The sequence below is a fragment of the Micromonospora haikouensis genome, from assembly GCF_000876225.1.
GTDB lineage: Bacteria > Actinomycetota > Actinomycetes > Mycobacteriales > Micromonosporaceae > Micromonospora > Micromonospora haikouensis.
This window is the reverse complement of the sequence record NZ_JXSX01000002.1, coordinates 315,131-340,156: the sequence shown is the minus strand read 5'-3', so window position 1 is coordinate 340,156 and position 25,026 is coordinate 315,131. Positions and strand designations below refer to the sequence as shown.

Annotated in this window: 29 protein-coding genes; 15 read left to right on the top strand and 14 right to left on the bottom strand. The window is 74.5% G+C overall.

What is annotated here, in order from left to right:
• Window positions 1–46 precede the first annotated feature (46 nt).
• The 6 genes from TK50_RS18110 to TK50_RS18085 all read left to right on the top strand — a co-directional run bounded on the left by TK50_RS18110 (window position 47) and on the right by TK50_RS18085 (window position 6,144).
• Complete coding sequence (locus TK50_RS18110) at window positions 47–1,351, top strand: ABC transporter substrate-binding protein (protein WP_043965273.1); 1,305 nt, start codon at window positions 47–49, stop codon at window positions 1,349–1,351.
• An 85-nt stretch (window positions 1,352–1,436) separates the two neighbouring features.
• Complete coding sequence (locus TK50_RS18105; RefSeq protein ID WP_043965271.1) at window positions 1,437–2,453, top strand: carbohydrate ABC transporter permease; 1,017 nt, start codon at window positions 1,437–1,439, stop codon at window positions 2,451–2,453.
• Window positions 2,450–3,283, top strand: coding sequence for a carbohydrate ABC transporter permease (locus TK50_RS18100; RefSeq protein WP_043965268.1), 834 nt, complete (start codon window positions 2,450–2,452; stop codon window positions 3,281–3,283). Before TK50_RS18105 ends, TK50_RS18100 begins: the two co-directional genes overlap by 4 nt.
• Window positions 3,280–4,659 carry a GH1 family beta-glucosidase gene (locus tag TK50_RS18095; protein WP_043965266.1) on the top strand — a complete coding sequence of 460 codons (1,380 nt, stop codon included), beginning with the start codon at window positions 3,280–3,282 and terminating at the stop codon, window positions 4,657–4,659. The genes TK50_RS18100 and TK50_RS18095 overlap by 4 nt, the downstream gene beginning before the upstream one ends.
• A 19-nt stretch (window positions 4,660–4,678) precedes the next feature.
• Window positions 4,679–5,686 (top strand): LacI family DNA-binding transcriptional regulator, encoded by a 1,008-nt coding sequence (locus tag TK50_RS18090; RefSeq protein WP_043965264.1) that lies wholly within the window; start codon window positions 4,679–4,681, stop codon window positions 5,684–5,686.
• A gap of 41 nt (window positions 5,687–5,727) precedes the next feature.
• Complete coding sequence (locus TK50_RS18085; protein WP_043965262.1) at window positions 5,728–6,144, top strand: RidA family protein; 417 nt, start codon at window positions 5,728–5,730, stop codon at window positions 6,142–6,144.
• Between the two features lie 39 nt (window positions 6,145–6,183).
• Here the strand turns inward: TK50_RS18085 and TK50_RS18080 are convergent, their stop codons facing one another.
• Together TK50_RS18080 and TK50_RS18075 are read right to left on the bottom strand one after the other, a co-directional pair.
• Window positions 6,184–6,723, bottom strand: coding sequence for a hypothetical protein (locus TK50_RS18080; RefSeq protein ID WP_144420323.1), 540 nt, complete (start codon window positions 6,721–6,723; stop codon window positions 6,184–6,186).
• Window positions 6,724–6,799: 76 nt separating this feature from the next.
• Window positions 6,800–7,615, bottom strand: a complete 816-nt coding sequence (locus TK50_RS18075; RefSeq protein ID WP_043965258.1) for an EI24 domain-containing protein — start codon at window positions 7,613–7,615, stop codon at window positions 6,800–6,802.
• 66 nt (window positions 7,616–7,681) lie between these two features.
• Between TK50_RS18075 and TK50_RS18070 the strand changes: the two genes are divergently transcribed.
• A complete protein-coding gene (locus TK50_RS18070; RefSeq protein WP_043965256.1) occupies window positions 7,682–8,674 on the top strand; it encodes a helix-turn-helix transcriptional regulator in 993 nt (330 codons plus the stop codon).
• A 7-nt stretch (window positions 8,675–8,681) separates the two neighbouring features.
• Here TK50_RS18070 and TK50_RS18065 read toward each other — a convergent pair whose 3' ends face one another.
• On the bottom strand, window positions 8,682–9,602 hold the full coding sequence (locus tag TK50_RS18065) for an SDR family oxidoreductase (protein WP_043965253.1): 921 nt from the start codon (window positions 9,600–9,602) through the stop codon (window positions 8,682–8,684).
• A gap of 75 nt (window positions 9,603–9,677) precedes the next feature.
• Here TK50_RS18065 and TK50_RS18060 point away from each other — a divergent pair, with 75 nt between their 5' ends.
• Entirely contained in the window at window positions 9,678–10,376 is a 699-nt protein-coding gene (locus TK50_RS18060) for a nucleotidyltransferase domain-containing protein (protein ID WP_043965251.1), read from the top strand.
• Between the two features lie 18 nt (window positions 10,377–10,394).
• On the opposite strand, the gene TK50_RS18055 is transcribed toward TK50_RS18060, so the two are convergent.
• The 4 genes from TK50_RS18055 to TK50_RS18040 all read right to left on the bottom strand — a co-directional run bounded on the left by TK50_RS18055 (window position 10,395) and on the right by TK50_RS18040 (window position 13,231).
• Entirely contained in the window at window positions 10,395–11,282 is an 888-nt protein-coding gene (locus TK50_RS18055; protein ID WP_043965249.1) for an alpha/beta fold hydrolase, read from the bottom strand.
• A complete protein-coding gene (locus TK50_RS18050; RefSeq protein ID WP_043965247.1) occupies window positions 11,279–11,596 on the bottom strand; it encodes a DUF2516 family protein in 318 nt (105 codons plus the stop codon). Before TK50_RS18050 ends, TK50_RS18055 begins: the two co-directional genes overlap by 4 nt.
• Before the next feature lie 133 nt (window positions 11,597–11,729).
• Complete coding sequence (locus TK50_RS18045) at window positions 11,730–12,551, bottom strand: hypothetical protein (protein ID WP_043965245.1); 822 nt, start codon at window positions 12,549–12,551, stop codon at window positions 11,730–11,732.
• Complete coding sequence (locus TK50_RS18040; RefSeq protein ID WP_043965243.1) at window positions 12,548–13,231, bottom strand: helix-turn-helix domain-containing protein; 684 nt, start codon at window positions 13,229–13,231, stop codon at window positions 12,548–12,550. The genes TK50_RS18045 and TK50_RS18040 overlap by 4 nt, the downstream gene beginning before the upstream one ends.
• Window positions 13,232–13,477: 246 nt before the next feature.
• On the opposite strand from TK50_RS18040, the gene TK50_RS18035 reads away from it, so the two are divergent.
• Window positions 13,478–14,275, top strand: a complete 798-nt coding sequence (locus TK50_RS18035) for an alpha/beta fold hydrolase (RefSeq protein WP_043965242.1) — start codon at window positions 13,478–13,480, stop codon at window positions 14,273–14,275.
• A gap of 39 nt (window positions 14,276–14,314) precedes the next feature.
• Here the strand turns inward: TK50_RS18035 and TK50_RS18030 are convergent, their stop codons facing one another.
• From TK50_RS18030 to TK50_RS18015, 4 genes are all read right to left on the bottom strand, one after another.
• Window positions 14,315–15,274: an asparaginase gene (locus TK50_RS18030; protein ID WP_043965241.1), complete on the bottom strand. Its 960-nt coding sequence runs from the start codon at window positions 15,272–15,274 to the stop codon at window positions 14,315–14,317.
• 121 nt (window positions 15,275–15,395) lie between these two features.
• A complete protein-coding gene (locus TK50_RS18025; RefSeq protein ID WP_043965239.1) occupies window positions 15,396–16,232 on the bottom strand; it encodes a beta-keto acid cleavage family enzyme in 837 nt (278 codons plus the stop codon).
• Between the two features lie 128 nt (window positions 16,233–16,360).
• Window positions 16,361–17,485: a CAF17-like 4Fe-4S cluster assembly/insertion protein YgfZ gene (gene ygfZ / locus TK50_RS18020; RefSeq protein ID WP_043965238.1), complete on the bottom strand. Its 1,125-nt coding sequence runs from the start codon at window positions 17,483–17,485 to the stop codon at window positions 16,361–16,363.
• On the bottom strand, window positions 17,482–17,949 hold the full coding sequence (locus TK50_RS18015) for a Fur family transcriptional regulator (RefSeq protein WP_043965237.1): 468 nt from the start codon (window positions 17,947–17,949) through the stop codon (window positions 17,482–17,484). The genes ygfZ and TK50_RS18015 overlap by 4 nt, the downstream gene beginning before the upstream one ends.
• A 68-nt stretch (window positions 17,950–18,017) precedes the next feature.
• Here TK50_RS18015 and TK50_RS18010 point away from each other — a divergent pair, with 68 nt between their 5' ends.
• On the top strand, window positions 18,018–18,881 hold the full coding sequence (locus TK50_RS18010) for an aminotransferase class IV (RefSeq protein WP_241774051.1): 864 nt from the start codon (window positions 18,018–18,020) through the stop codon (window positions 18,879–18,881).
• 55 nt (window positions 18,882–18,936) lie between these two features.
• On the opposite strand, the gene TK50_RS18005 is transcribed toward TK50_RS18010, so the two are convergent.
• Together TK50_RS18005 and mtfM are read right to left on the bottom strand one after the other, a co-directional pair.
• Complete coding sequence (locus TK50_RS18005) at window positions 18,937–19,530, bottom strand: heme-binding beta-barrel domain-containing protein (protein WP_043965236.1); 594 nt, start codon at window positions 19,528–19,530, stop codon at window positions 18,937–18,939.
• The gene (gene mtfM, locus TK50_RS35460) at window positions 19,524–19,628 is read right to left on the bottom strand and encodes a small membrane protein MtfM (protein WP_043966460.1); all 105 of its coding nucleotides are present in this window, start codon (window positions 19,626–19,628) and stop codon (window positions 19,524–19,526) included. The genes TK50_RS18005 and mtfM overlap by 7 nt, the downstream gene beginning before the upstream one ends.
• A gap of 12 nt (window positions 19,629–19,640) precedes the next feature.
• Here mtfM and TK50_RS17995 point away from each other — a divergent pair, with 12 nt between their 5' ends.
• Genes TK50_RS17995 through TK50_RS17985 form a run of 3 tightly spaced genes read left to right on the top strand, consistent with a single transcriptional unit; the run spans window position 19,641 to window position 22,528 of the window.
• The gene (locus tag TK50_RS17995; RefSeq protein ID WP_043965234.1) at window positions 19,641–20,015 is read left to right on the top strand and encodes a DsrE family protein; all 375 of its coding nucleotides are present in this window, start codon (window positions 19,641–19,643) and stop codon (window positions 20,013–20,015) included.
• A gap of 49 nt (window positions 20,016–20,064) precedes the next feature.
• On the top strand, window positions 20,065–20,457 hold the full coding sequence (locus TK50_RS17990) for a hypothetical protein (protein WP_052503866.1): 393 nt from the start codon (window positions 20,065–20,067) through the stop codon (window positions 20,455–20,457).
• Window positions 20,458–20,467: 10 nt separating this feature from the next.
• Window positions 20,468–22,528, top strand: a complete 2,061-nt coding sequence (locus TK50_RS17985) for an amylo-alpha-1,6-glucosidase (RefSeq protein ID WP_043965232.1) — start codon at window positions 20,468–20,470, stop codon at window positions 22,526–22,528.
• 66 nt (window positions 22,529–22,594) lie between these two features.
• Here TK50_RS17985 and TK50_RS17980 read toward each other — a convergent pair whose 3' ends face one another.
• Entirely contained in the window at window positions 22,595–23,449 is an 855-nt protein-coding gene (locus TK50_RS17980) for a hypothetical protein (RefSeq protein WP_043965230.1), read from the bottom strand.
• A 214-nt stretch (window positions 23,450–23,663) separates the two neighbouring features.
• On the opposite strand from TK50_RS17980, the gene TK50_RS17975 reads away from it, so the two are divergent.
• Together TK50_RS17975 and TK50_RS34445 are read left to right on the top strand one after the other, a co-directional pair.
• Window positions 23,664–24,869, top strand: a complete 1,206-nt coding sequence (locus TK50_RS17975; RefSeq protein WP_043966457.1) for a glycosyltransferase family 2 protein — start codon at window positions 23,664–23,666, stop codon at window positions 24,867–24,869.
• Window positions 24,870–24,880: 11 nt separating this feature from the next.
• Window positions 24,881–25,021 carry a hypothetical protein gene (locus tag TK50_RS34445; protein WP_176734426.1) on the top strand — a complete coding sequence of 47 codons (141 nt, stop codon included), beginning with the start codon at window positions 24,881–24,883 and terminating at the stop codon, window positions 25,019–25,021.
• Window positions 25,022–25,026 lie beyond the last annotated feature (5 nt).

Here is a 25,026-nt window from a genome sequence, read left to right as displayed (position 1 = left end):
CGTCCCCACCACCATGCGCACGACCTGAGAGGGGTCCGAGAACAAGATGGGTGTCTTTCCACGCCGCCGCCTCGCGGCCGTGGCCCTCGTCGCGGCCACCGCACTGCTCACCACCGCCGGCTGCGGCGGGGACGAGCCCGCCGAGGGCGGGCCGGTCACGCTGACCGTCGACGTCTTCGGCCAGATGGGCTACCAGGAGCTCTACCAGGAGTACATGGCCGCCCACCCCGACGTGAAGATCGTCGAGCGGGGCACCGGCGGCAACCTCGACGAATACTCGCCGAAGCTCACCCAGTGGCTCGCCGCCGGGAAGGGCGCCGGCGACGTGGTCGCGATCGAGGAGGGCCTGCTCGTCGAGTACAAGGCCAACCCGCAGAACTTCGTCAACCTGCTCGACCACGGCGCGGCCGAGCTCAAGGGCAACTTCCTCGACTGGAAGTGGAACCAGGCGCTGACCGCCGACGGCAAGCAGCTCATCGGCCTCGGCACCGACGTCGGCGGCATGGCCATGTGCTACCGCAGCGACCTGTTCGCCAAGGCCGGGCTGCCGACCCAGCGCGACGAGGTGTCCAAGCTCTGGCCAACCTGGCAGGACTACGTCGCCACCGGCGAGAAGTTCAAGGCTGCCAACACCGGCGCGGCGTTCCTGGACTCGGCCACCAACATCTTCAACACGATCGTGCTGCAGACCGCCGGCAACGCGCAGGGCTACCACTACTACGACACCGCCAACAACCTGGTGGTGGACAGCAACCCGGCCGTGCGGCAGGCCTGGGACACCACGATGGACATCCTCGACTCCGGCCTGTCCGGCAAGTACGGCTCCTGGTCCGAGGAGTGGGTCTCGGCGTTCAAGCAGGCGAAGTTCGCCACCATCGCCTGCCCGGCCTGGATGACCGGCGTCATCGAGGGCAACGCCGGCCCGGCCGCCAAGGGCAAGTGGGACATCGCCCAGGTGCCCGGCAACGGCGGCAACTGGGGTGGCTCCTTCCTCGCCGTGCCCAAGCAGAGCAAGCACCAGGCCGAGGCGATCGAGCTGGCGAAGTTCCTGACCAGCGCCAAGGGGCAGATCGGGGCGTTCAAGGCCAAGGGCCCGCTGCCGTCCAACCCGCAGGCGCTGGACGACCCGGCCGTGGCCGAGTCCACGAACGCGTACTTCTCCGACGCCCCCGTCGGCAAGATCTTCGCGGCGGGCGCGAAGAGCCTCAAGCCCGTCTACATGGGTCCGAAGAACCAGGCCGTCCGCACCGAGGTGGAGAACGCCGTCCGCACCGTCGACCTCGGCCAGCGCAGCCCCGAGCAGGCGTGGACCGACGCGGTGAACAACGCCAAGAAGGCCGCCGCCAAGTAGGCCCGACGCGGACGCGCGGGCGGCGCTCCGGCGTGCCGGGGCGCCGCCCGCGCCGCGCAGGACGCGGAAAGGAGTGACCGGGCCCATGGCCGTCCAGCTCGACGCCCTGCCACCGGTGACACCGACGGAGCGGAGCACCGCCCGCCCGCCCCGGAGGTACCGGCTCAGCCGGCTCGACGAGAAGTACTCCCCCTACCTCTACATCGCACCGTTCTTCCTGCTCTTCGGCGTGTTCGGGGCGTACCCGCTGGCGTACACGTTCTGGGTGTCGCTGCACGACTGGGACCTGCTCGCCGCGGAGCACCCGTTCGTCGGCGGGGAGAACTACACCCGCCTGCTGGCCGACCCCGACTTCTGGCACTCGGTGGTCAACACCCTCGGCATCTTCGTCATCTCGACCGTGCCGCAGCTGTTCGCCGCGCTGTGGCTGGCCAGCCTGCTCAACCGGCGGCTGCGGGCCCGGACCACCTGGCGGATGGCGGTGCTGGTGCCGAACGTCACCTCGACCGCCGCCGTGGCGATCGTCTTCGGGGTGCTGTTCGGCCGCCAGTTCGGCATGATCAACTGGCTGCTCGACCTGGTCGGCGTCGACGCGATCGACTGGAAGTCCAACCGGTTCGCCTCCTGGGTGGCCATCTCCGCCATGGTCGACTGGCGGTGGACCGGCTACAACGCGCTGATCTTCCTCGCCGCCATGCAGGCCATCCCCCGCGACCTGTACGAGTCGGCGGCGATCGACGGGGCCAGCCGGGCCCGGCAGTTCTGGAAGATCACCGTGCCGCTGCTCAAGCCGACGATCATCTTCGCGGTGATCGTGTCGACCATCGGCGGCCTCCAGCTCTTCACCGAGCCCCGGATGTTCCACTCCGGCACCAACCCGATCCGGGGCGGGCCGCTGCGCGAATCGCAGACGATGACCATGTACATGTTCGAGAACGCCTTCGCGCCGCACTACAACTTCGGCTACGGCTCGGCGGTCGCCTGGCTGCTGTTCGCCCTGATCGCGATCGTCGCGGCGATCAACGTGGTGATCCTGCGCCGGCTCGGCGGCACCGACGGGCCGGCGCGGGTCCGCCGGCCCCGGAAGGAGCGCACCCGATGAACAAGCTCTGGTCCGCCGGCCGGCTCACGTACGCCGCCCTGGCCGTCTCCGCCCTGCTGTCGGTCTTCCCGATCTACTGGATGTTCGTGGTGGCCAGCCGCTCCAGCGACGCGATGGGCCAGATACCGCCGCCGGTCACCCCCGGCGGCAACCTGGGCGCGAACATCGCCCGGCTGTTCGACAACACCGACGCGTACTTCCTCACCGGTCTGATCAACTCGGCGATCGTGGCCGTCACGGTCACCGTGTCGGTGGTCTTCTTCTCCACGCTGGCCGGGTTCGCCTTCGCCAAGCTGCGGTTCCGGGGCCGCAACGGGCTGCTGCTGGTGATCATCGCGACGATGATGATCCCCACCCAGCTCGGGGTGATCCCGCTGTACCTGCTGATGACGAAGCTCAACTGGAACGACCGGCTGCCGGCCGTGATCGTGCCGGCGCTGGTCACCGGGTTCGGCGTGTTCATGATGCGCCAGTACGCCAGCCAGGCCGTCAGCACCGAGCTGATCGAGGCCGCCCGGATGGACGGCTGCGGCACCGCGCGGATCTACTGGAACGTGGTGCTGCCGGCGCTGCGCCCGGCCGCGGCCGTCCTCGGCCTGCTGACCTTCATGACGACCTGGAACGACTTCCTCTGGCCGTACGCTGTGCTCAACGACCCGGAGAACCCGACGGTGCAGCTGTCCCTACGGGCGCTGTCGGACGGCTACTACCAGGACATGTCGCAGGTCTTCACCGGCACGGCCATCGCAACTCTGCCCCTTTTGCTGGTATTCGTCCTGTTCGGCCGCCAGATCATCGGCGGAATCATGGAAGGTGCGGTCAAGGCGTGAGCGCGAGCAGCGAGCTACGGTTCCCCGACAACTTCGTCTGGGGCGCGGCCACCGCCTCCTACCAGATCGAGGGCGCGGCCCGCGACGACGGTCGCGGCCCGTCGATCTGGGACACCTTCAGCCGTACGCCGGGCAAGGTCTTCGCCGGCCACACCGGCGACGTCGCCTGCGACCACTACCACCGGTACGCCGACGACGTGGCCCTGATGGCGGAGCTGGGGCTGAAGGCGTACCGGTTCTCGATCGCGTGGCCCCGGATCCAGCCCGACGGCACCGGGCCGGTCGAGCCGCGCGGGCTGGACTTCTACGACCGGCTCACCGACGCGCTGCTCGGCCGGGGCATCGACCCGATCGTCACGCTCTACCACTGGGACCTGCCGCAGGCGCTGGAGGACCGGGGCGGCTGGACCAACCGGGAGACCGCCGAGCACTTCGCCACGTACGCGGCGGCCGTGCACGGCCGGCTCGGCGACCGCATCCGCACCTGGACCACGCTCAACGAGCCGTGGTGCTCGGCCTACCTCGGGTACGGCAACGGGGTGCACGCCCCGGGCGTGAGCGACCCGGGCGCGGCCTTCACCGCCGTACACCATCTGATGTTGGGGCACGGCCTGGCGGTCCGGGCGCTGCGCGCGGGCGGCGCGGAGGTCGTCGGGATCACCCTGAACCCGGCGGAGGTGCAGCCGGCGGACCGGGACAGCGCGGCGGACGCGGCGGCGGTCCGGCTGGTCGACGGGTTGCAGAACCGGATCTTCCTGGACCCGCTGACCGGCGCCGGGTACCCCGCCGACGTGCTGGAGCACGTGTCCCGGATGGTCGATCCGGCGACGTTCCTGCGCGACGGCGACGAGAAGCTGATCGCCGCACCGATCGACCTGCTCGGCATCAACTACTACGCCCCGACCTACGTGGCCGGGCGGCCGGACGGGGCGGGCGGCAGCGCCTGGCCGGGCACCGAGGGGGCGGTGCAGTTCCTGCCGGCCGCCGGGCCGGTGAGCGACATGGGCTGGGCGATCGAGCCGGCCGGGCTGGGCCGCCTGCTGGACCGGCTGGCCGCCGACTACCCCGGCCTGCCGCTGATGATCACCGAGAACGGCGGGGCCTTCCCGGACCGCACGACCGACTCCGCCGGTCGGGTGGCCGACGCCGACCGGATCGCCTACCTCGACGGGCACCTTCGGGCCGTGCACGCGGCCATCGGCCGGGGGGTGGACCTGCGCGGCTATCTCGTATGGTCGTTGCTGGACAACTACGAGTGGGCCGAGGGGTACCGCAAGCGGTTCGGGATCGTCCACGTCGACTACCTGACCCAGCGGCGCACACCGAAGGCCAGCGCCCGGTGGTACCAGGAGGTGATCTCCCGGAACGGGCTGTGACGAGGTGGGGAGCGCTCCGATGACGACGGCCCAGCGGCCGACCCTGGAGGCGGTGGCCCGGCGGGCCGGCGTCTCCCGGGCGACCGTGTCGCGGGTGGTGAACGGCTCCACCACCGTCGCCGAGCCGATCCGGGAGGCGGTCCGCCAGGCCGTGGCCGAGCTGGGGTACGTGCCGAACCTGGCCGCCCGCAGCCTGGTCACCCAGCGGACCGACTCCATCGCCCTCGTGCTGCCCGAGGAGGCCACCCGGGTCTTCTCCGACGACCAGGTGTTCCCGAGCATCATCCGGGGCGTCGCGCAGGAGCTGGAGGCCGCCGACAAGCAGCTCGTGCTGATGCTCGCCGGCTCGCCGGCCGGGCACGCCCGGGTGGAGCGGTACACCACCGGGCGGCACGTCGACGGCGTCGTCTTCGCCTCGCTGCACGGGGCCGACCCGCTGCCGGCCCGGCTGGCCCGGCTCGGCATCCCGGTGGTGTGCAGCGGGCGGTTCCTCGGCGACGTCGGCGTGCCGTACGTCGACGTCGACCACGTCGGCGGGGTGACCCGGGCCGTGCGGCACCTGCTCGGCTCGGGGCGGCGGCGCATCGCCACCATCGCCGGTCCGCAGGACATGTTCGCCGGGGTGGAACGCCTCGCCGGCTACCGGGCGGCGCTCGCCGAGGCGGGGCTGCCCGAGCGGGTGGCGTACGGGGACTTCACCCGGGAGTCGGGGGCGGCGGCGATGCGGCAGCTCCTCGACGCCCACCCCGATCTGGACGCCGTCTTCGCCGCGTCCGACCTGATGGCGCACGCCGCCATGCGGACGCTGCGCGAGGCGGGGCGGCGGGTGCCCGCCGACGTCGCGATGATCGGGTTCGACGACATCGAGACGGCCGCGTACACGGACCCGCCGCTGACCACCGTGCGGCAGCCGATACTCGACCTGGGCCGGGAGGCGACCCGCCAGCTCCTGCGGATGGCGGCCGGCGAGGACGTCGAGCCGGCCCTCGTGCTGCCCACGGAGCTGGTCCTGCGCGCCTCGGCGTAAGTCCGTGGCGGGGCGGGCTGCCGGGGGCTAGCGTCGCGCGGGTGAGCGATCCCGTGGCGCTGGTGCGCGTGTCCGAACTCTCCGACGTCGCCGAGTACGCGTACGCGGCGACCGTCGACCCGCCGGCCCGGCTGGTGTTCGCCGCCGGCGCCTGCCCGCTGGACGCCGACGGGCGTACGGTCGCGCCGGGCGACCCGGCGGCGCAGGCCCGGCAGGTGATGGCCAACCTGGAGGTCGCGCTCGCCGCCGCCGGGGCGCGGCTCGCCGACGTCGTCAAGACCACGGTGTACGTGGCGTCGACCCGGCAGGCCGACCTGGTGGCCGCGTGGGAGGTGGTCCGGGACACGTTCGGCGACCACGAGCCGCCGAGCACCCTGCTCGGGGTGACCGTGCTCGGCTACGACGACCAGCTCGTCGAGGTGGAGGCGGTCGCCGCCGTCCGGGAGCCCGGCCGCTGACGGTGCGCTCCGCCGGTGGGGTCGCACCGGGCGCGCCGCTCAGGACGACGACGTCGCGGACGCCGGGCAGACCGCCGTGAGCGCGAAGGAGCCGGCGTCGCCGGCGACCGCCGCCGAGCCGCCCGTCAGGGTCCAGCCGGCGGGCAGGCGCAGCCAGGCCGCGCTGGCCCCGGCGTCGTCCACGGTCAGCGCGCCGCCCTCGGTGGGCACGGTGAGGGCGACGCGTTCCCGGTTCGGGGCGACGAACTCGGGCGTGACCGCGACGAACCGGGCCCCGACCCCGCCGGCCGTCAGGCCGAACACCCACACGTCTTCGTCCGGATAGGGCCCGCCGCCCAGGTCCGGGGCGCAGGCCGGCCCGCGCCCGGCCGCCCGGACCGGCGCGTCGGCCGGGTCCAGCCGGATCGTCGTGCGTGGACCGGGCAGGGGGGCGGGCGGCACCGGCGGCGCGGGCGGCCGGGCGGTCGACGGGTCGGGCCGGACCTCGCGCCGGGGCAGGCCCGCGACCCCGAGCACCAGCAGGCAGGCCGTGGTCACCGAGACCGCGGACCTGAGCCGGCCAGCCCGCACGCTAGACATCCCGTATCGCACCTTTCGTCCGATTCAGGATAGGCGTTCGCGGCTCCGCCGGTGGGACCGATCGATCTTCTCCCCGTCACCGCTCCCGCACTGGGCGGCCCGGCGGCTCGATGGACTGGCCCAGCGTACGGCGGGTGAGCAGGGTAGCGCCGGCCACCGCCGCCGGCATGACCAGCACCGCGCCGAGCGGGATCAGGAAGCACACGAAGACGGCCACCCCGAAGCCCAACGTCGTCGGCCGGTCGGCCTTGAGCAGCGTCCGGCGGTCGGGCAGCCGCATGCCGCGCCGGTAGAACGGGGTCCCCGCCAGCTCCAGCGCGAGGAACCAGCCGCCCACGGCCGCCCCGATCACCGGCACGACGGTCTGACCGACCACCGGGATGAAGCCGGCCGCGAAGAGCGGAATGCCGACGAGTACGGAGATCGCGACCAGCCGCAGCGAGTCGACGACGCTGCGGCGCAGCGACCCCCAGAACGGCGCCTCCACCGCGCCGGGCGTGCCGCCGAGGCGCTCCTCCACCCGCTCGGAGATCTTCTCGTAGAACGGGTCGCCGATGGCCAGGGTCACGGCGGTGAAGGTGAGCACCGCGAGCAGCCCGCCGACGCCGAGGAAGGCCAGGCCGGCGACGACCCGGACGAGGCTGCGGGCGGTGCCGGACCAGTCGTCGGCGAACGGGGTGACCAGCGCGGCCAGGTCGTCCACGAAGTAGACGAGGGTGGCGAAGGCGGCCACGAAGAGGGTTCCGGAGATCAGCGCCGGCACGATGCCGAGCAGCATCAGGCCGGGGCTGCGGACGTACAGGCCGATGCCGCGCAGGAGCAGCCCGGCCCCGGAGAAGAATCGGCCGACGGCACCGGTCACCGGCGCGGTGATGCTGCTGGATACGTTCACGACCGCTGAGCCTAGCGGCGACCGTCCCGCCCGGCCCGCCGAGCAAGAGACCTACACAATGGATGGGTGCGGGCCTCGCGGTTGATCTCGTTGGTGCTGCTGCTCCAGTCGCGGGAGGCGATGACGGCGGCCGAGCTGGCCCGCGAGCTGGAGGTCTCCGAGCGGACGGTCTACCGGGACGTGCTGGCGCTGTCGGCCGCCGGGGTGCCCGTCTACGCCGACCGGGGCCGGGCCGGCGGCTACCGCCTGCTCGGCGGCTACCGGACCCGGCTGACCGGGCTCACCCGCGACGAGGCGGAGGCGCTGTTCCTCGCCGGGCTGCCCGGGCCGGCGGGCGACATGGGGCTGGCCGACGCGGTCGCCTCGGCCGAGCTGAAGGTGCTGGCCGCGCTGCCGCCCGCGCTGCGCGACGCCCCCGCCCGCGCCGGGCAGCGGTTCCACCTGGACGTGCCGGGCTGGTTCCGCGACGCGTCGCCGCCGCCCCGGCTGGCCGAGCTGGCCCGCGCGGTGTGGGGCGACCGGGTCGTCGAGCTGCGCTACCGGCGCGGCGACGGCGAGGTCGTCCGGCGGGTCGAGCCGTACGGGCTCGTGCTCAAGAGCGGGACCTGGTATCTGGTCGCCCGCGTCGGCGACGGCACGCGCACGTACCGGGTCGACCGGGTGGTCGACGTGGCCCCGGGCGGGGAGGTGTTCGACCGCGACGAGGGCTTCGACCTCGGCGGATACTGGGGCGAGCAGGCCGAGGCGTTCCTGCGGAGCATGCAGCGGACCCGGGTCCGCGTCCGGCTGAGCCCCGCCGGCCTGCGCGCGCTCCGCAGCGCCCCGGAGACCCCCTTCGGGTACGCGGAGGCGACGGCCGCCGCCGGTGCGCCCGACGGCGACGGCTGGGTGGTCACCTGGCTGCCGATCGAGTCCGTCGACGTGGCGTACCACCTGGTGCTGCGGCTCGGGCCGGAGGTGGAGGTGCTGGATCCACCGGAGCTGCGGGCGCGGGTGGCCGCAGCCGCCGCCCGGCTCGCCGAGTTGTACGGCGGGCCGGGCGGCGGACAAGGGGGTTAGGCGACGGTCAGCGGTAGTCGGCGGCGTCGGCCTGCTTGCCGCCGTGCACGACCTCGGTGATGTAGCGGAAGCCGTCCGGCTGGCTGCCGTCGAGGTCGGTGAAGCCGTACACGCGGCTCAGCTCGCCGGCGGAGGTCGACTTGCCGTTCCAGCGGGCCCGGTCGGGGTCGGCGGCCAGCGCGGCGACGGCCCGCCCGACGAACGCCGGGGTCTCCGAGATGAGGAAGTGCGGGTCCTTCGCCGCGCCGTCGCGCCAGTTGGCCTCCGTGACCCCGAAGTGCTCCAGCATGAACTCGGAGCGGATCCAGCCGGGGCTGAGGGCGACGGCGGTGCCGCCGTGCGGCTCCAGTTCGTGCGCCTGGGTGAACGCGAGCCGGTTCACGCACGTCTTGGCCAGGTCGTAGAAAACCGACAGCCGGTAGTGGACGTCGTTGTACTCCCGGGTCCCGTCGCCGATCTCCACCACCAGCCCGCCGGGGCGGCGGACCAGCAGCGGCAGCGCGAAGTGGCTGGTGATGATATGGGTGTCGACCGCGAGCCGCAGGGTGCGGAAGCCGGCGTCCAGGGGCTGTTCCCAGACCGGCTTCTCCCAGGTGATCAGGGGGTCGGCGCCCCACACGTCGTTGACCAGCACGTCGAGCCGGCCCTGCTCGGCGTCGATCCGGGCGACCAGGTCGCGGACCTGCTCGGGCACGAGATGGTCGACCCGCACCGCGATGCCGGTGCCGCCGGCGGCGGTGACCAGCTCGGCGGTCTCCTCGATGGTCTCGGGCCGGTCCAGTTCGGAACGGCCGGCCGTGCGGCTGCTGCGGCCGGTGGCATACACCGTCGCCCCGGCCGCGCCGAGCTGGATCGCGATCTGCCGGCCGGCGCCCCGTGTCGCCCCGGCGACGAGCGCGACCCTCCCGGTCAGAGGTTTCGTTGTCATGCGTCGACCCTGACAGCAATACCTGACAGCCGAAGTCCGGTTTCGCGGACGGGTGTCCTACGTCATGATCGACTCATGCACCTGCTGCTCTCCGGGATCGTCGGCTCGGTGGCGTACGGGCTGGCCCGGCCCGGCTCCGACGTCGACCGGATCGGGGTGTTCGCCGCGCCGACCGTCGCCTTCCACGGCCTGCACCCGCCCCGCGAGTCGATGGTCACCACCGACCCGGACGTCACCCTGCACGAGGCCGGCAAGTACGCCCGGCTGGCGCTGGGCGGCAACCCGACCGCCACCGAGCTGATGTGGCTGCCCGACGACTGCTACGAGACGCGCAGCGCGCTCGGCGACCGGCTGATCGGCATCCGGTCGGCGTTCCTCAGCGCGCCCCGGGTCCGCGACGCCTACCTCGGGTACGCCGCGCAGCAGTTCCGCAAGCTCGCGTCCCGAAGCGGCGGGACGTTCTCGGCGGACACGCGGCTGCGGACCGCGAAGCACGCCCGGCACCTCGCCCGGCTGGTGCACCAGGGCCGACTCCTCTACGCCACCGGCGTGCTGGAGATCCGGCTGGCCGACCCGGAGCGGTTCCGGGCGTTCGGGGAGCGGGTGGCCGGCGGGGAACTGGCGGAGGCGCGGGACCTGCTCGCCGAGGCGGAACGCGACTTCGACACGACGCGTACGCCGCTGCCGCAGCGGCCCGACGAGGCGACGGTGGAGCGCTGGCTGCTCGACGTGCGGGCCGCCCACCTGCCGCCGGCCGGGGCGTGCCCCGGGTGACGCCTCCGGCGGCCGGCGTCAGCCGTTGAGGAACCCCGAGATCCGCTCCCGCAGGTCGGCGCGTTCCGACCAGAGCACGCCCGGGCGGTCGTACACGTGGAGGGTGGCCCGGGGCAGGGCGGCCGCGAGCTGCTCGGCGACCTCGACCGGGTGCAGGTCGTCGCCCGCGCAGGCGAGCACCAGGGCCGGGGCGGTCACCGCCGCCAGCTGCGCCCGGTCGCCCAGCGGGGCCTGGTCGGGCAGGGCGGCGAGGCCCGCCGCGAGGCCGTCGCGCAGCAGGTGGTCGAGCCGCTGCCGAAGGTAGGCCCACCCGGCGGGCGTGTTGCGCACGGCGGGCGGCAGCTCGGCCGAGACGACGTCGGCGACGGCGGAGGCATCGCCGCTCTCCACCGCCTCGATCAGGTCGGCGATCCGGCTCCGGGCGGCCGGGGTGCGGGGCCGGTCGAGCGCCGCCGGGAGGAAGAAGACCAGCCGGTCGAAGCGCTCCGGGCTCTCGGCGAGCAGCCGGCACAGCGCGCCCGCGCCGAGGCTCGCGCCGAACGCGCGGGTGGCGTTGCCGAGGTCGGCGACGGCCCGCAGGTCCCGGGCGAGGTCGAGGTAGCTCCACGGCCCGGGGGGCGCCTCGGAACGGCCGTGCCCCCGGAACTGGAAGAAGACCTTGCGGCCGGCGACGCCGCTGCCGAAGGGCCGGGTGGTGGCGATGCCGTTGCCCAGCCCGTGCGCGAACACGGTGACCGGGTCGCCAGCGCCGGTGACGAGCTGTTCGAGGCGTACCCCGTGCGGGGTGGCGACCAGCTCGGTCTCCGGCTCGGGCAGGGCCGGCCGGCCCGTACGCGGGGCCCCCGGGCCGGGGCCCCAGGTCCGTGGCCCGCCGTCCGGCGGCGGTGGCCAGCGGAACCCTCTCACCAGGAGGATCCCCGGCCGTCGTGCAGGTCCCGCAGCCCGACCCGGACGTCCAGCAGATAGATCAGGGCGGCGGCGATGCCGATCAGGCCGAAGATGTTCAGCACGTTGTTGGTCAGCAGCGTGAGCACCAGGCACACCGCGAGGATGGCGATCCACCCGCCCTTGGGCAGGGTGCCGATCGCGGCGAAGCCCTCGCCGCGCTGGGTGATCGCGTGCACGAGCGCCACCCCCTCGATGACGAGGGCGAACACCAGCAGCAGCATGGTGATCCAATACTGGACCTGGAAAGCGAAGATCGGCGCGGCGATGGCCATGCCGGCAAGCTTATGCCGACGACCCCGGATCCGTCCGCCAGGACGTCTCCGGGGTCGTGCGGCGTCTCGCTCCGGCAAGCCACCGGGCGGCTGCTGCCGCGGGGCGGCAGCGGGGCCGAACGGGGTCTCTGCGCTACTCGGCGGCCGGGCGGGTCCGCCGGGTGGCCTTGGGCAGCTTGGCCGACGGGGTGTCGGCGGCCTCCGGGGCCGGGCTGTCGGCGGCCTTGGCCTTAGGGCCGCCCTTGGCAGCGGTCTTCGCGGTGGCCTTGGCCGTGGTCGCCCTGGTCGCGCGGGTGCGCGGGGTCCGGGCGGCGGCCGGCTTGGCCTCGACGACCTCGGCCACGTCGGCCGGGGTCGGGACGTCGGCCTTCGCCCCCGGGGCGGGCGCGGCGGGGGCGGCCGGGGCCGGGTTCAGCTCGGCCTCGGTCGCCGCGATGTCGGCGTTGACCGTGTCGGCGGCCTCCAGCACGCCGGCACCGACCACCCGCTCGCCACGGGCGACCAGCTCGGCGTACGCGGCGAGGGCCCGCTCCTGGGCGGCCTGCGCGCCGGCGACGACGACGGCCGCGTTGCGGGCGGCCAGCTCGCGCAGCCGGTCGAGGTCGGTCAGCTCGCGCAGGCGGTTGACGTCCGCGGCCCCGCGCAGGCGGTTCAGGTCGGCGACCTCCCGCAGGCGGTTGACGTCGGCGGCCTCGCGCAGCCGGTTCAGCTCGGCCGGGACGGACCGGCCACGCAGCTCGGCGGCGGTCTGGTTGGCCGTACGCAGGGTCTCGGTGGCCTTCTGGCGCAGCTCGAAGCCGGTCACGACGGCCTTGCCGCCGAGGTCGGCGGCGACCTTGCCGCTCAGGTCGGTGACCACGGTGGGCAGCTTGCGCAGCTGCTCCAGGGCCAGGTCGCCGGCGCCGGCGGCGGCGTAGAGCGGGGCCGGGATGCGGTGGGTCTTCGGCTGGGTCATGACTTCTCCTCCTCGACCGCGGCGGCGGTCTGCTCGGTCTTGACGGCGGTCGCCTGCTCGGCGGCCTTCCTCGCGGGCGTGCTGCTGGGCGGGGCGGGCGCCGGGCCGGCCTCGGTGACGGCGACCGACTCCAGGACCGCCTCGGTCGGGGTGCCCTCCGGCGTGGTGGGCCCGGTCGCGGCCGGGGTGGCCGTGCCCGGGGCCTCCGGGGCGGTGCCCGGCGCGGACGGAGCGGCGGCCGGGCCGGCACCCGAGCCGGCCCGGGCGGTGGCTTCGGTTGTCTGGGCGGCTTCGGCGGCGGCCTCGGCCGCCTCGGTGGCGGCCTCCGCCTCGGCGAGCCGGCTGTTCTCCCGGCGGAACGTCTCGTAGATCTGGGTCAGGGACTGCTTCTGCGCCATCGTGAGATCGGGGTCGACCGCGATGGCGGCGAGCACGCCCTGCCCCTCCTTGTCGTCGAGCAGGCCGGCCCGCAGGTACATCGCCGGGGTGGAGACCCGCAGCGCGCTGGCGAGCTGCTGGAGCACCTCGGCGCTGGGCTTGCGCAGGCCGCGCTCGATCTGGCTGAGGTACGGGTTGCTGACGCCCGCCTGCTCGGCGAGCTGCCGCAGCGAGATCTTCGCGTTGCGCCGCAGGTCACGGATGAACCCGCCGACGTCAGGTAGGTCCTTGGGAGTGGCCATGACCCCACGCTAACCGGCCCTGCTAGCTGCTGCAAGCAAAACGCTAACCCGAGTTAGCAAGGTCTCACGCCGGGCCGGGGACGCGGTCGTCGCGGGACGGGATGCCGGGCGGATGGGGGCATCAACGGGACGGGATACCCCCATGTCCCCGACATGAAGTCGATCAACCCAGCCCACCGCCCCTGGTCAGCGCCGCCCGGCTTGAATCTGTTGCGCGTCGTGCGTCCGGTCCGTACCTTCCCCGGGGTGACGAAGATCGAGATCAACGGCGCGAATCTCGCGTACGACGACACGGGTGACGGAACGCCCGTGCTCCTGCTGCACGCCGGCATCGCCGACCGGCGCATGTGGCGGGAACAGGTGCCCGCCCTGGCCGCCCGGCACCGCGTGATCGCCGTCGACCTGCGCGGCTACGGCGACTCCGAACTGCCCACCGACCCGTTCGCCCACCACGACGACGTGGTCGGCCTCCTGGACGCCCTGGAACTGCCCCGGGCCGCCCTCGTCGGGTGCTCCTTCGGCGGGGCCGTGGCGATCGACACCGCTCTCGCATACCCGGATCGGGTCGGCGCACTCGCCCTGTTCGGCACGGCCGTCAGCGGCAGCGAGTGGTCCGACGAGGCCAACGACCTCTGGGACGACCTGGTGGGCGAAACCGACCCCGAGGACTTCGCGGCCACGGCGGCCGGCGAGGTGCGGTTCTGGGTGGTCGGCCCGGGCCGCCGCCCCGAAGACGTCGACCCGGAGCTGATCCGGTTCGCCGAGAAGATGGACCGCCGGGCCCTCGCGGCCGAGCTGGCGCTGAGCGCCGTCGAGGTGGCCGAACTCGACCCGCCCGCGATCGAGCGGCTCGGCGAGCTGCGCGTACCGGTGCTGGTGGCCGCCGGGGCCGCCGACGTGCCGGACATCGGCCGACTGGCCGACCGGATCGCCGCCGAGGTGCCGGGCGCGGTGCGGCTGCCCGACGTACCGGACGCCGGGCACCTGCTCCCCCTGGAACGCCCGGACGCCGTCAACGGCGCGCTGCTGGACTTCCTGCGGTAGGAGGGCGGTCAGGCGTCCCCTCGGGCCGGTCCGCCGTCGTCACCAGACCGGGCGGACCGCCCCGACCGGGATCCCGCCGCCGAGCAGCGGCAGCTCGGCGTACTCGTCGAGGACGGGTGCCCGGACGCCCAGCCGGCGCAGCGCGGAGACCAGGACCGGCATCCGGGCCCGCGTCGCCCCGTCGTCGATCTTCAGGGCGACCGCGCCGACGCCGGGCAGCGCGGCGGCGATCACCCCCTCCGCGCCGATCTTCGCGACCGCGCCGGGCAGGCCGCGCATGAGCCGGCTGTCCTCGGCCCAGGTGCCGCCGACCAGCTCCGGGTGCGCCCGCATGGCGTCCGCGACGGTCCGCTCCGGCGAGCCGGGCACGGCGGAGACCAGCCGCAGGTACGCGCGGGCCAGCCCGGTCAGCGACACGGCCAGCACCGGCGCGCCGCAGCCGTCGACGCCGACCGCCGCCACCGGCTCCCCGGTGCACTCCTCGACGGCCGAGCGCAGCGCGAGCTGCAACGGGTGCTCCGGCTGCCGGTAGCCCGCCCGGGGCCAGCCGGCAGCCAGGCAGGTGAGCAGCATGCCGGTGTGCTTGCCGGAGCAGTTCATCCGGCCCCGGGTGGGCCCGCCGCCCGCGCGCAGCACCGCCTCCCGGGCCAGCTCGCCCATCGGCAGGTCGGGCGGGCAGCCCAGGTCGGACTCGTCCAGCCCGGCACCGGCGAGCAGCGCGCCGACCCGGGCCACGTGGAACTCCTCCCCGGCGTGGCTGGCCGACACGATCGCCACGTCGGCCGGGTCGGTCAACGGCAGCCCGGCGCGGAGCATGCCGACCGCCTGCATCGGCTTGCTGGCCGAGCGGGGGAAGACCGGTGACCCCACGTCACCGGCGGCGGCGACCGTCGCGCCGGCCGCGTCGAGCACCACCACCGAGCCGCGGTGCAGCCCCTCCACGAACCCGGAACGGACCACCTCGGCCAGCGGCACGCCACCGGAGTACGTCTTGCTCACGGGTGGACGGTACCGAGGGGCCGGCGGGCGGCGAAACGCGGGTGACCAGCGCAGTCATCCGAGCCGCGACAGGGGCGACGGCCAGGCCGGGGCTTACCTGCGCGCGCCGCCCGACCGGGGCCTAGCGGGGCGCGACGCCGAGCAGCTCGCGGGCCTCGGTGGTGGTCAGCGGCGGGCGCTGCGCGAGCTGGGCGAAGCCCACCGCCCGTGCCACGAGCTGCATGTTCGACTCGACCGGCCGGCCCTTCGCGTACGTCACCGTGTCCTCCATGCCGACCCGCAGGTGCCCGCCGGCCGACAGGGAGGCCAGCAGCACCGGGATGGTGCTGCGCCCGATGCCGGTGGCCGAGAACGTGGTGCCCTCCGGCAGGTCGCGCAGCGCCTGGTGGGCGGCGGCCAGCGTCGCCGTGGTGCCCGGCATGCCGCCCGGCACGCCCATCACGAAGTCGACGTGCACGTGCCCGCCGTGCGGCAGCCCGTGCTTGCCGAGGAGCCGTTGCAGGGCGGTCAGGTGGCCGAGGTCGAAGATCTCGTACTCGGGCACGATGCCGCGCTCCTGCATGCGGGTGTGCAGGTCGACAATGAACTCCCAGCGGTTGAGGAAGACGTCGTCGCCGAAGTTGAGCGTGCCCATCGTGCAGGACGCCATGTCCGGCCCGGCGTCGAGCACGGCCAGCCGGTCGGCCTCCGGGTCGGTCACCGCGCCACCGGTGGAGAGCTGCACGATCAGGTCGGTGCCCTCGCGCAGCGCCGCCACGGTCTCCCGCAGCCGCCCCTGGTCGAGCGTGGGCCGGGCCTCGTCGTCGCGGATGTGGACGTGGATCACGGCGGCGCCGAGCGCCTCGCACTCCTTGGCGGTCAGCAGCAGCTCGTCGAGGGTCACCGGCAGCGCCGGGACCTCCGCCTTGGCCGACTCCGCGCCGGTGGGGGCAACCGTGATCAACGTCCCTGTCGTCATGCCGGCGATCCTAGACGCCCCGCGGGGGCCCGGTCGACGGCGCGCGCTCCCACAGCGGACGCGCCCGTCCGCCAGCCGGCCACCGCGCCACGCCCCACCCACGCCCTGCCTGCGCGCCGGCTGCGGTGTCAGGAGGGGGCGCTTCCTTGCTCGATGGCGGCGGCCGAGTCGCCGACGAGCAGGCGGGCGTCGTCGGGGACGTTGCGCTTCAGCACCGCCAGCGCGACCTGGCCCAGCTCGTGGTGCAGCACCGCCGTGCCGACGAAGCCGACCGCCCGGCCGTCGAGGGTCACCGGCGTGCCGGCGGCCGGCAGCCGGTCGGTGGTCACCCCGTCCAGGTGCAGCAGCACGAGGCGACGCGGCGGCCGCCCCATGTTGTGCACCCGGGCCACCGTCTCCTGGCCCCGGTAGCAGCCCTTGTCCAGGTGCACCGCCGGGGCGATCAGGTCCACCTCGGCCGGGATGGTCCGGTGGTCGGTGTCCACCCCGACCCGGGCCCGCCGGGCGGCGACCCGGATCGCCTCGTACGCCCACAGCCCCACCGGCGGCACCCCGGCCGCGCGCAGCTCGGCGACGACCCGGTCCATGGCCGGACGGGGCACCAGCAGGTCCACGCCCAGCGGCCCCCGCCGGGCCCACCCGCCGCCGGGCAGCGGCGCGACGGAGTACCGGACGGTGGGCCGGGGCGGCAGCTCGCCGGCGCGGAACTTCGGGCCGGGCACCGCGACGGCGTCGGGCGCGGCCAGCCCGGTCACGCCCAGCGTGGCGAGCGCCCCGGTCGCCTCCGGCCCCACCAGCGAGAGCAGGGCGTGCTCGGCGGTGGCGTCGCGGGGCTCGACCTTGCTGAAGAACCGCATCTTCTCCAGGTAGGCCAGCAGGCCCCCGGTGGCACCGGGCTCCGTGTCGAGCCAGGTGGTGTCGCCGTCCTCGGCGACCATGGCGTGCTGCTCGACGTGGCCGTGCGGGGAGAGCACCAGCAGCTCGGTGCCCTCGCCGGGGGCGAGCGCGGCCAGGTGCTGGGTGGTGAGGGTGTGCAGCCAGCCGATGCGCTCCTCGCCGGGCACGGCGACGACGCCCCGGTGCGACCGGTCGACGAGACCGACGGCGGTGTCGAGGACGCGCTGCTCCCGCAGCGGGTCGCCGTAGTGGGCGGCGACGGATTGCACCCCGGCCGCCCGGTGCGCCGGCTCCGGCTGGTCCCGGGTCTCCTCGTCGATGGCGTCGGTGGTCACCGCGCCCGCGATGTCGATCATTTCTGCTCCCCGTCCTCGCTCCGGCCCGGCACACCCTCGTCCGCGGGGTCCTCCCCGCACCGGCCGCAGACGCCGAACAATGCCACGTGCCCGATGTCCACCCGGAACCCGCGCTCGGCGACCAGCCGGTCGGCCAGCGGCCCGAGCAGCCCCGGGTCGATCTCGTCGATCGCGCCGCACTCCCGGCAGACGAGATGGACGTGCTGGTGCTCGCCGGCCGCGTGGTAGGTGGGCGAGCCGTGCGACAGGTGGGTGTGGGTCACCAGGCCGAGGCGTTCCAGCAGCTCCAGCGTGCGGTAGATGGTGGTGATGTTGACCCCGGCGGCGACCTCGCGGACGGCGGTGTGCACCTGCTCCGGTGTGGCGTGCCCGAGATCCAGCACCGCCTGGAGGATCAGCTGCCGCTGCGCCGTCAGCCGCAGCCCACGGGCGCGGAGCACTTCCGCGAGGGATGACTCGGACACCGTCCGATCATAGTTCGGCCGCCGCGAAGCGCCGGCCGCCACGGGGTACGCGACTAGGCTCACCGGTCGTGGCGGAGGTGGGCAGCGGGGCGTACGCGCGGGTCGCGGTGCTGGGGCGGGGCGTCGTGCCGGCCGGTGAGCCGGTGCTGCGCGGCGACGACCTGGGCGCGCTCCAGGGCGACGGGCTCTTCGAGACCATGCACGTACGCGGCGGGCGGCCCTGGCTGCGCGACGAGCACCTGGCCCGGCTGGCCCGGGGGGCCGCCCGGATCGACCTGCCGCTGCCGCCGGCCGGGGTGCTGGTCGAGCTGCTGGAGGAGGTCTGCGCGGGCTGGCCGGTCGACGCGGAGGGCGCGCTGCGGCTGGTCTGCACGCGGGGGCCGGAGGGCGGCGGGCCGCCGTCGGCGCACGCCACGCTCGCCAGGGTGCCGGCCGCCGCCCGGCGGGCCCGGCTCGAAGGGATCTCCGTGGCGACCCTGCCGCTGGGCGTGGCCGCCACCGCCCGCCCCGCCCTGGGCTGGCTCCCGGTCGGGATCAAGTCGACGTCGTACGCGGTGAGCGCCGCCGCCCGCCGCTGGGCCGCCGGGCACGGCGTGGACGACGTGCTGTGGGTCTCCACCGACGGCTACGCCCTGGAGGGGCCGACCGCGAACGTCGTCTGGCTGGCCGGGCGCACCCTGTGCACGGTGCCGGCCGCCGCCACCGGCATCCTGCCCGGGGTGACCGCCGCCTGGCTGCTGGGCCACGCCGCCGACCTGGGCCTGACCGCCGAGGAGCGCATGGTCACCCCGGCCGGGCTGCGCGCCGCCGACGGGGTGTGGTTCACCTCGTCCCTGCGCGGCCTGGCCCCGGTGCACACCCTGGACGGGACCCGCCTGCCGCGCCCGGCGCTCACCGGGGCCGCCCAGGCCCTGCTGGCCCACCCCCGCTGAGGGCGCGGGGCGGCTGGGGCGGGGCCGGGCGGGGAGGCCGGGCCGGCAGCGCGGGTCAGCCGGCGACGCGGATCAGGCGGGCCGACAGGTGCGGGGTCAGGGAGTGGCCCATGGCGGCCATGTCCTGCGCGTAGAGCAACGCGCCCTCGACGATGCCGAAGAGGCGGTGGCCGGCGGTGACCTCCTTGGCCGTGGCGGTGCGCACCACGGCGTCGGTGACGAACTCGACCTGGGTGCCCTTGCGCTTGCCGATGTGCAGCTCCATCACGCCCGTCGGCACGGACATGAGGGCCTCCAGCTCGTCGGTGGCCCGGCCGTCGCCGTCGAGCACCGGACGCCACCAGCCGATCTCCCGGCCGCCGGGGCGCACCGGCCGACTCTGCTCGTCGAGGATCCACGCCCGCGACTCGTAGTGCAGGAACGGCCGGCCGTCGTGGCTGATCCGGATCTCCTGGGCGAAGTCGAAGTCCTCGATCGTCGGGTAGCCGCCCCGGCCCCGGCCGCGCCACACCCCGACGTACGGCAGCAGGCCGTCCAGCGTCGGGTGCAGCTTCGGGCCGACGCGCAGATCGTGGCTCTCCTCGTACGGGTACTCCTCGACCGGGGGCGCGTTCAGCCACGGCGGCTGGAGGGGGTTCTCGCTCACCAACGTCCTCTCGAGATGCGTACGGCAACGTAGACCAGGCCACCGGCGAGCGCGCCCAGGCCGGCGACCAGCAGGCTGACGAACCCGATCTCGGTAACCATCCCGGTCATCCTATGCTGGGCCCCATGGCCCGCTCTCTCGTCGTCAAGGCGACCGCCGGGGCCGACGCCCCGGAGCGGTGCGCCCAGGCATTCACCGTCGCCGCCACGGCCGCCGCCGCCGGGGTGGACGTGTCGCTCTGGCTGACCGGGGAGTCGACCTGGTTCGCGCTGCCCGGTCGGGCGCAGCAGTTCGAGCTGCCGCACTCGGCGCCGCTGGGCGAGCTGCTGCACGTGATCCTGACGACGGGTCGGGTGACCGCCTGCACCCAGTGCGCGGCCCGGCGGGACATCGGCCCCGGCGACGTGCTGCCCGGCGTGCGGATCGCCGGGGCGGCGGTCTTCGTCGAGGAGGCGATGGCCGAGGAGGCGCGGGCACTCGTCTACTGAGTGTCGATAACCACCCGGTTCGTCCCCCGCCCTGCCTACGATCTCCCCTGTGACCGGGGCGACGACCGAGGCGACGGAGCGGTTCTTCGCGACGCTGCCGGCGCGCGCCCCCGCCGTCCTGCGCGGCCCGGTGCGCGGCACGCTCCAGCTCCGGATCACCACCGGCAACCACAGCGAGCACTGGCGGGTCGAGATGGCCCCCGGCTCGGCCCGGGTGACCCGGGAGACCGGGCCGGCCGACGCCTACTGGTTCGGCAGCGCCGACCTGTTCGACCAGCTCGTCACCGGCCGGGCGCACGGCATCTCGTCGATGCTGCGCAACGAGAGCACGTTCACCGGCGACGTGGTGCTCTTCCTGGCGTTCCGGCGGTTCTTCCCCACCCGGCCGGGCACCCGGGACCCCCGGGCGGTGGCCCGGGAGCAGACCGGCCGGCCGGCGTGAGGAAGCCGGCGTGAGGGAGCAGGTCAGCATCCTCGACGGCAACACCTTCCTGGTCAGCGACCGGCGGGGCGACATCGAGCCGTCGCAGGACTTCCCGACCGGGCTGTTCTCCTTCGACACCCGGTTCCTGTCGACCTGGGTGCTGACCGTCGACGGGGAGCGGCTGCATCCGCTCTCCATCGACGACGCGTTCTCGTACCGCACCCGGTTCTTCCTGGTGCCCGGCGCGCCGACGCACTACCTCGACGCGAAGGTGTCGGTGATCCGCAGCCGGTCCATCGGCGGCAGCTTCGCCGAGGAGCTGACCGTGCTCAACCACTCCGGGCGGGAGGTCGAGTTCGTCGTCCGGGTCGACATGGGGGCCGACTTCGCCGACCTGTTCGAGATCAAGCAGGCCCGGCGCAAGAAGGGCCGGGCCACCGCCACCCCAGGGGAGAACGAGCTGCGGTTCACGTACCGGCGGGAGGGTTTCCACCGGGAGACCGTGGTGGGCAGCAGCGCCACGGCGACCGTCGACCCGGCGGGCATGACGTTCCGGGTGTGCGTCGACCCGCACGGCGAGTGGACGACCCGGCTCGACGTGGCCACGGTGATCTACGGGGCCCGGGGCGAGGACGTCCGGGCCAACCTGCCGCTGGGCGCGGAACCCCGCTCGGTCGCCGAGATCCAGGCCGAGCACGAGGAGATCGTCGCGCGGGCGCCGAAGCTCGGCTGTGACTGCGAGCCGCTGGCCGGGGCGTACCTGCGGAGCCTGAACGACCTGGCGGCCCTGCGCTACGAGTCGATCGCCCTCGGGGTGCGGCTGATGGCCGCCGGGCTGCCCTGGTTCATGACCCTGTTCGGGCGGGACAGCATCTTCACCTCGTTGCAGATGCTGCCGTTCCTGCCGGACCTGGTGCCGCCGACGATCACCATGCTGGCCGGTCTCCAGGGGTTCCGGATCGACGACTTCCGCGACGAGGAGCCCGGCAAGATCCTGCACGAGCTGCGGTACGGCGAGACGGCCGGGTTCGAGGAGCAGCCGCACTCGCCGTACTACGGCGCCGCCGACTCGACGCCGCTGTTCGTGATCCTGCTCGACGAGTACGAGCGGTGGACCGGCGACACCGCCCTGGTGCGGCAGCTGGAGGCCCCGGTCCGGGGCGCGCTGGAGTGGATCGACACGTACGGCGACCTGCTCGGCACCGGGTACGTCTGGTACCGGACCCGCAACCCGGAGACGGGGCTGGCGAACCAGTGCTGGAAGGACTCCTGGGACGCCATCTCCTACTCCGACGGGCGGCTGCCGGGCTTCCCCCGGGCCACCTGCGAGACCCAGGGGTACGCGTACGACGCGAAGCTGCGCGGGGCGCGGCTGGCCCGCACGGTCTGGAACGATCCCGCGTACGCCGAGCGGCTGGAGCGGGAGGCGGCGGAGCTGAAGGAGCGGTTCAACCGGGACTTCTGGCTGCCCGACCGCGAGTACTACGCGCTGGCGCTGGACCCGGACGGGCGGCCCGTCGACGCCCTGTCGTCGAACATCGGTCACCTGCTGTGGAGCGGGATCGTCGACGCCGACAAGGCCGGCCCGGTCGCCGCGCACCTGCTCGGGCCCCGGCTGTTCTCCGGCTGGGGCGTGCGTACGCTCGCCGACGACCAGGGCCGCTACAACCCGATCGGCTACCACGTCGGCACGGTGTGGCCGTTCGACAACGCGATCGTCGCGTGGGGCCTGTGGCGGTACGGCTTCCGCGAGGAGGCCGGCCGGATCTGCGAGGGCATCCTGTCGGCGTCGCGGCACTTCGGTGGGCGGCTGCCGGAGGCGTTCGCCGGCTACGAGCGGGACCTCACCGACTATCCGGTGGAGTATCCGACGGCGTGCAGCCCGCAGGCCTGGTCGGCCGGCACCCCGCTGCTGCTGCTGCGGGTGATGCTCGGCCTGGAGCCGCAGGGCGAGCATCTGATCATCGATCCGGCGGTGCCGGCGGGCATGGGCCGGGTGGAGCTGCTCGACATCCCGGGCAGGTGGGGGCTGGTCGACGCGCTGGGCCGCAGCCGCACCGCGAGCGACCCGGTGCGCCGCCGCCGCTGACCCCCGCGCGGCTTCCGGGGCGGGGTGTGCGGGCGGGGCGTGGCTGGGCAGGCGTGCGGGCGGGGCTCAGCGGCAGGGCGTGGTGGCGGTGAGGTCGCCGCCGGTCAGGGCCACCGTGACCGCGCCGGCACGATAGGCGTACCCCTCGGGGGTGTCGAACAGGACCGCGCGGCCGGCGGCCGGGGCGAGCGCGGTGGCCGGCGCGGCCGGGGCGGGGTCGAGGGTGACGCGGGCGGTGCGGGCCTGGCGGTCGCCGCCGGGGCACGGCGCGGCGAGCAGCTCGGGGGCCGGCGCGGCGGGGACGGCCAGCGCCCGCAGGGCGGCGGCGAGCGCGTCCGCCTCCGGGCCGCCCTGCGCGGACGGCGTGCGGTAGCCGTCGCCGACGGGCCGGCACCCGGTGCGGACGGTCAGCCGGAGCCGGCCGTCGCCGGCCGGGCGGCCCTCGACCAGCACGAACTCCCCCGCGTCGGCCCGCAGCCGGGGGCCGTCACCGGTCACCCGGACCCCGGCCTGCCAGCCAGCCGGCAGCCGGTCGGCGACCTCGGTGAGCACCGCGCGGGGGTCGGCGGCGGGGTCGAGGATCTCCACGCCGCGCTCCAGGGTCGCGCCGTCGAGCAGCGGGGTCACCCGGCAGCCGGGCTCCGTGCGGGCCGGCGTGAGCGCGACGGCCCGGTCGCCGGCCGCCGCGACCAGCTCGCCCACCGCGCGGTCGACCACCGGCCCGGCCTGGGCCAGGCTGCGCTGCTCGCGGACCGTCGGCCCGTCGTCGCGGACCGAGACCCAGGTGAGTACGCCGAGCAGCACCGCCCAGGCCACGGTCGCCACGAGCAGCCAACGGGACCGGCGGGCCGGCGGCGTCGGCTCTCCGCTTCCGCCGGGGCCGGTCGGCGGGGCGTATCCGGCAGGGGCAGCACCACTCACCCGCTCATCGTGTCACGCGTGGCCCAACGCCCGGCCGGCGCGCGGCGCTTCGCGCCCCTGACCGGCCGCGACTCCGCCGGCCGGCGACGGCGGGTCAGCCGAACGGCCAGAACCCGGGCCGGCATTTGGCGACCGCCCGAAGAACACGTAGCGTTACCGCAGCGCCGCAACGTGAGCGGCTTTCGCATACCCCCTCACCTGCGAAATGGGCCTCATGCGGGAAGCTTTCCTGATCTCCACGATTACTCTCGGTGGGATCGTCCTGTTCCTCATCGTGGCCGCGTTCGGCTACGGCTTCCTCCGCCCCGAGCGGGTCACCCGGCACGGCGAGCGCCCCGAGTTCCCCCGGTACCGGCCGGTCGCCCCCGACGAGGTGGCCATCATGATCGCCTGCCGGAACGGGGCGGCGACGATCGCCGGGGCGGTGCGGGCCGCCCGCGCCACCGGCGCCCGGGTGTACGTGGTCTCCGACGCCTCCACCGACGCGACCGCGCGGGAGGCCGCCGAGGCCGGGGCCGAGGTGCTGGAGCTCACGGACAACGTCGGCAAGCCCGCCGCCCTGCACGCCGGGTACGTCCGGTTCGGGCTCGGCACCGCGTACCGGGCCGTCGCCATCCTCGACGACGACGTGCTGGTCGCGCCCGACTTCGTCACCGCCGCGCTGGCGCACCTCACCGAGCGGGTGGCGATCGTCGTCGGGCACAACGTCACCTGGTGGCCGCCGGAGCGGCGGTGGAACCCGTGGCTGGCCAAGCGCGCCTACAGCTACTGGAACTACCAGGCAGTCGTACGCCGCATCCAGAGCCACTTCAACGTCATGAACTGCATCTCCGGCTCGAACTCGATCTACCGCACGGAGCTGCTCGACGTGCTGCTGCCGCAGCAGCCGCCGTACATCGTCGACGACACGTACTGGGTGCTGGAGACGCACCGCCGGGGCCTCGGCCGCGTCGTGTACGCCCCCCGCGCCACCGCGCTGCTGCAGGACCCGACGAACGGCCGGGACTGGTACAAGCAGAACCTGCGCTGGCTGTGGGGCACCTTCCAAGGCATCATCGGGCACTCCGTCGGCCGCCGGAACACCCGCTTCGACTACGCGTACGTGCTGCTCATGGCGCACTGGCTGCTCTACGTGCTCGGCGCGCCGCTCACGCTGTGGCTGCTCGCCACCGCCGGGCCCGGCCTCGGCACGGGCCTGCTGCTCCTGCTCGCCGGCCAGGGGCTCTGGGTCGCGCTCGCCGCCTGGCGGCTGCGCCGCCCCCGCCTGCTGCTGTTCCTGCCGACGATCGTGCTGGCCGACCTGCTGTACCGGGTGATCCTGGTGCACGCCCTGGTCAAGGCCATCCGCCAGCCAACGGTGGACCGGTGCGTGTGGGCCTCCCCCACCCGCTTCGCCGTCCCCGCCACGACCGACGCGTGAGGGAGGTGAACATGTCCGCGAGCCAGGATCTGCCGGTGACGGGCGCCTCCACGGCGGCCGTCGGCCTGATCGGCGCACTCGCCCTCGGCATCGGCGCGCTGCTGGTGACGGTGGCCCAGTGGGGCGCCAAGCTCCGCCGCCGAGGCAACTGACCCCC

Excerpts from the sequence above, each read along its gene's own strand:
- TK50_RS18110 (WP_043965273.1), top strand. The coding sequence starts at position 47 with ATGGGTGTCTTTCCACGCCGCCGCCTCGCGGCCGTGGCCCTCGTCGCG.
- TK50_RS18105 (WP_043965271.1), top strand. The coding sequence starts at position 1,437 with ATGGCCGTCCAGCTCGACGCCCTGCCACCGGTGACACCGACGGAGCGG.
- TK50_RS18100 (WP_043965268.1), top strand. The coding sequence starts at position 2,450 with ATGAACAAGCTCTGGTCCGCCGGCCGGCTCACGTACGCCGCCCTGGCC.
- TK50_RS18090 (WP_043965264.1), top strand. The coding sequence starts at position 4,679 with ATGACGACGGCCCAGCGGCCGACCCTGGAGGCGGTGGCCCGGCGGGCC.
- TK50_RS18080 (WP_144420323.1), bottom strand. The coding sequence starts at position 6,723 with ATGTCTAGCGTGCGGGCTGGCCGGCTCAGGTCCGCGGTCTCGGTGACC.
- TK50_RS18065 (WP_043965253.1), bottom strand. The coding sequence starts at position 9,602 with ATGACAACGAAACCTCTGACCGGGAGGGTCGCGCTCGTCGCCGGGGCG.
- TK50_RS18060 (WP_043965251.1), top strand. The coding sequence starts at position 9,678 with ATGCACCTGCTGCTCTCCGGGATCGTCGGCTCGGTGGCGTACGGGCTG.
- TK50_RS18050 (WP_043965247.1), bottom strand. The coding sequence starts at position 11,596 with ATGGCCATCGCCGCGCCGATCTTCGCTTTCCAGGTCCAGTATTGGATC.
- TK50_RS18045 (WP_043965245.1), bottom strand. The coding sequence starts at position 12,551 with ATGACCCAGCCGAAGACCCACCGCATCCCGGCCCCGCTCTACGCCGCC.
- TK50_RS18040 (WP_043965243.1), bottom strand. The coding sequence starts at position 13,231 with ATGGCCACTCCCAAGGACCTACCTGACGTCGGCGGGTTCATCCGTGAC.
- TK50_RS18025 (WP_043965239.1), bottom strand. The coding sequence starts at position 16,232 with ATGACGACAGGGACGTTGATCACGGTTGCCCCCACCGGCGCGGAGTCG.
- ygfZ (WP_043965238.1), bottom strand. The coding sequence starts at position 17,485 with ATGATCGACATCGCGGGCGCGGTGACCACCGACGCCATCGACGAGGAG.
- mtfM (WP_043966460.1), bottom strand. The coding sequence starts at position 19,628 with ATGGTTACCGAGATCGGGTTCGTCAGCCTGCTGGTCGCCGGCCTGGGC.
- TK50_RS17995 (WP_043965234.1), top strand. The coding sequence starts at position 19,641 with ATGCTGGGCCCCATGGCCCGCTCTCTCGTCGTCAAGGCGACCGCCGGG.
- TK50_RS17975 (WP_043966457.1), top strand. The coding sequence starts at position 23,664 with ATGCGGGAAGCTTTCCTGATCTCCACGATTACTCTCGGTGGGATCGTC.
- TK50_RS34445 (WP_176734426.1), top strand. The coding sequence starts at position 24,881 with ATGTCCGCGAGCCAGGATCTGCCGGTGACGGGCGCCTCCACGGCGGCC.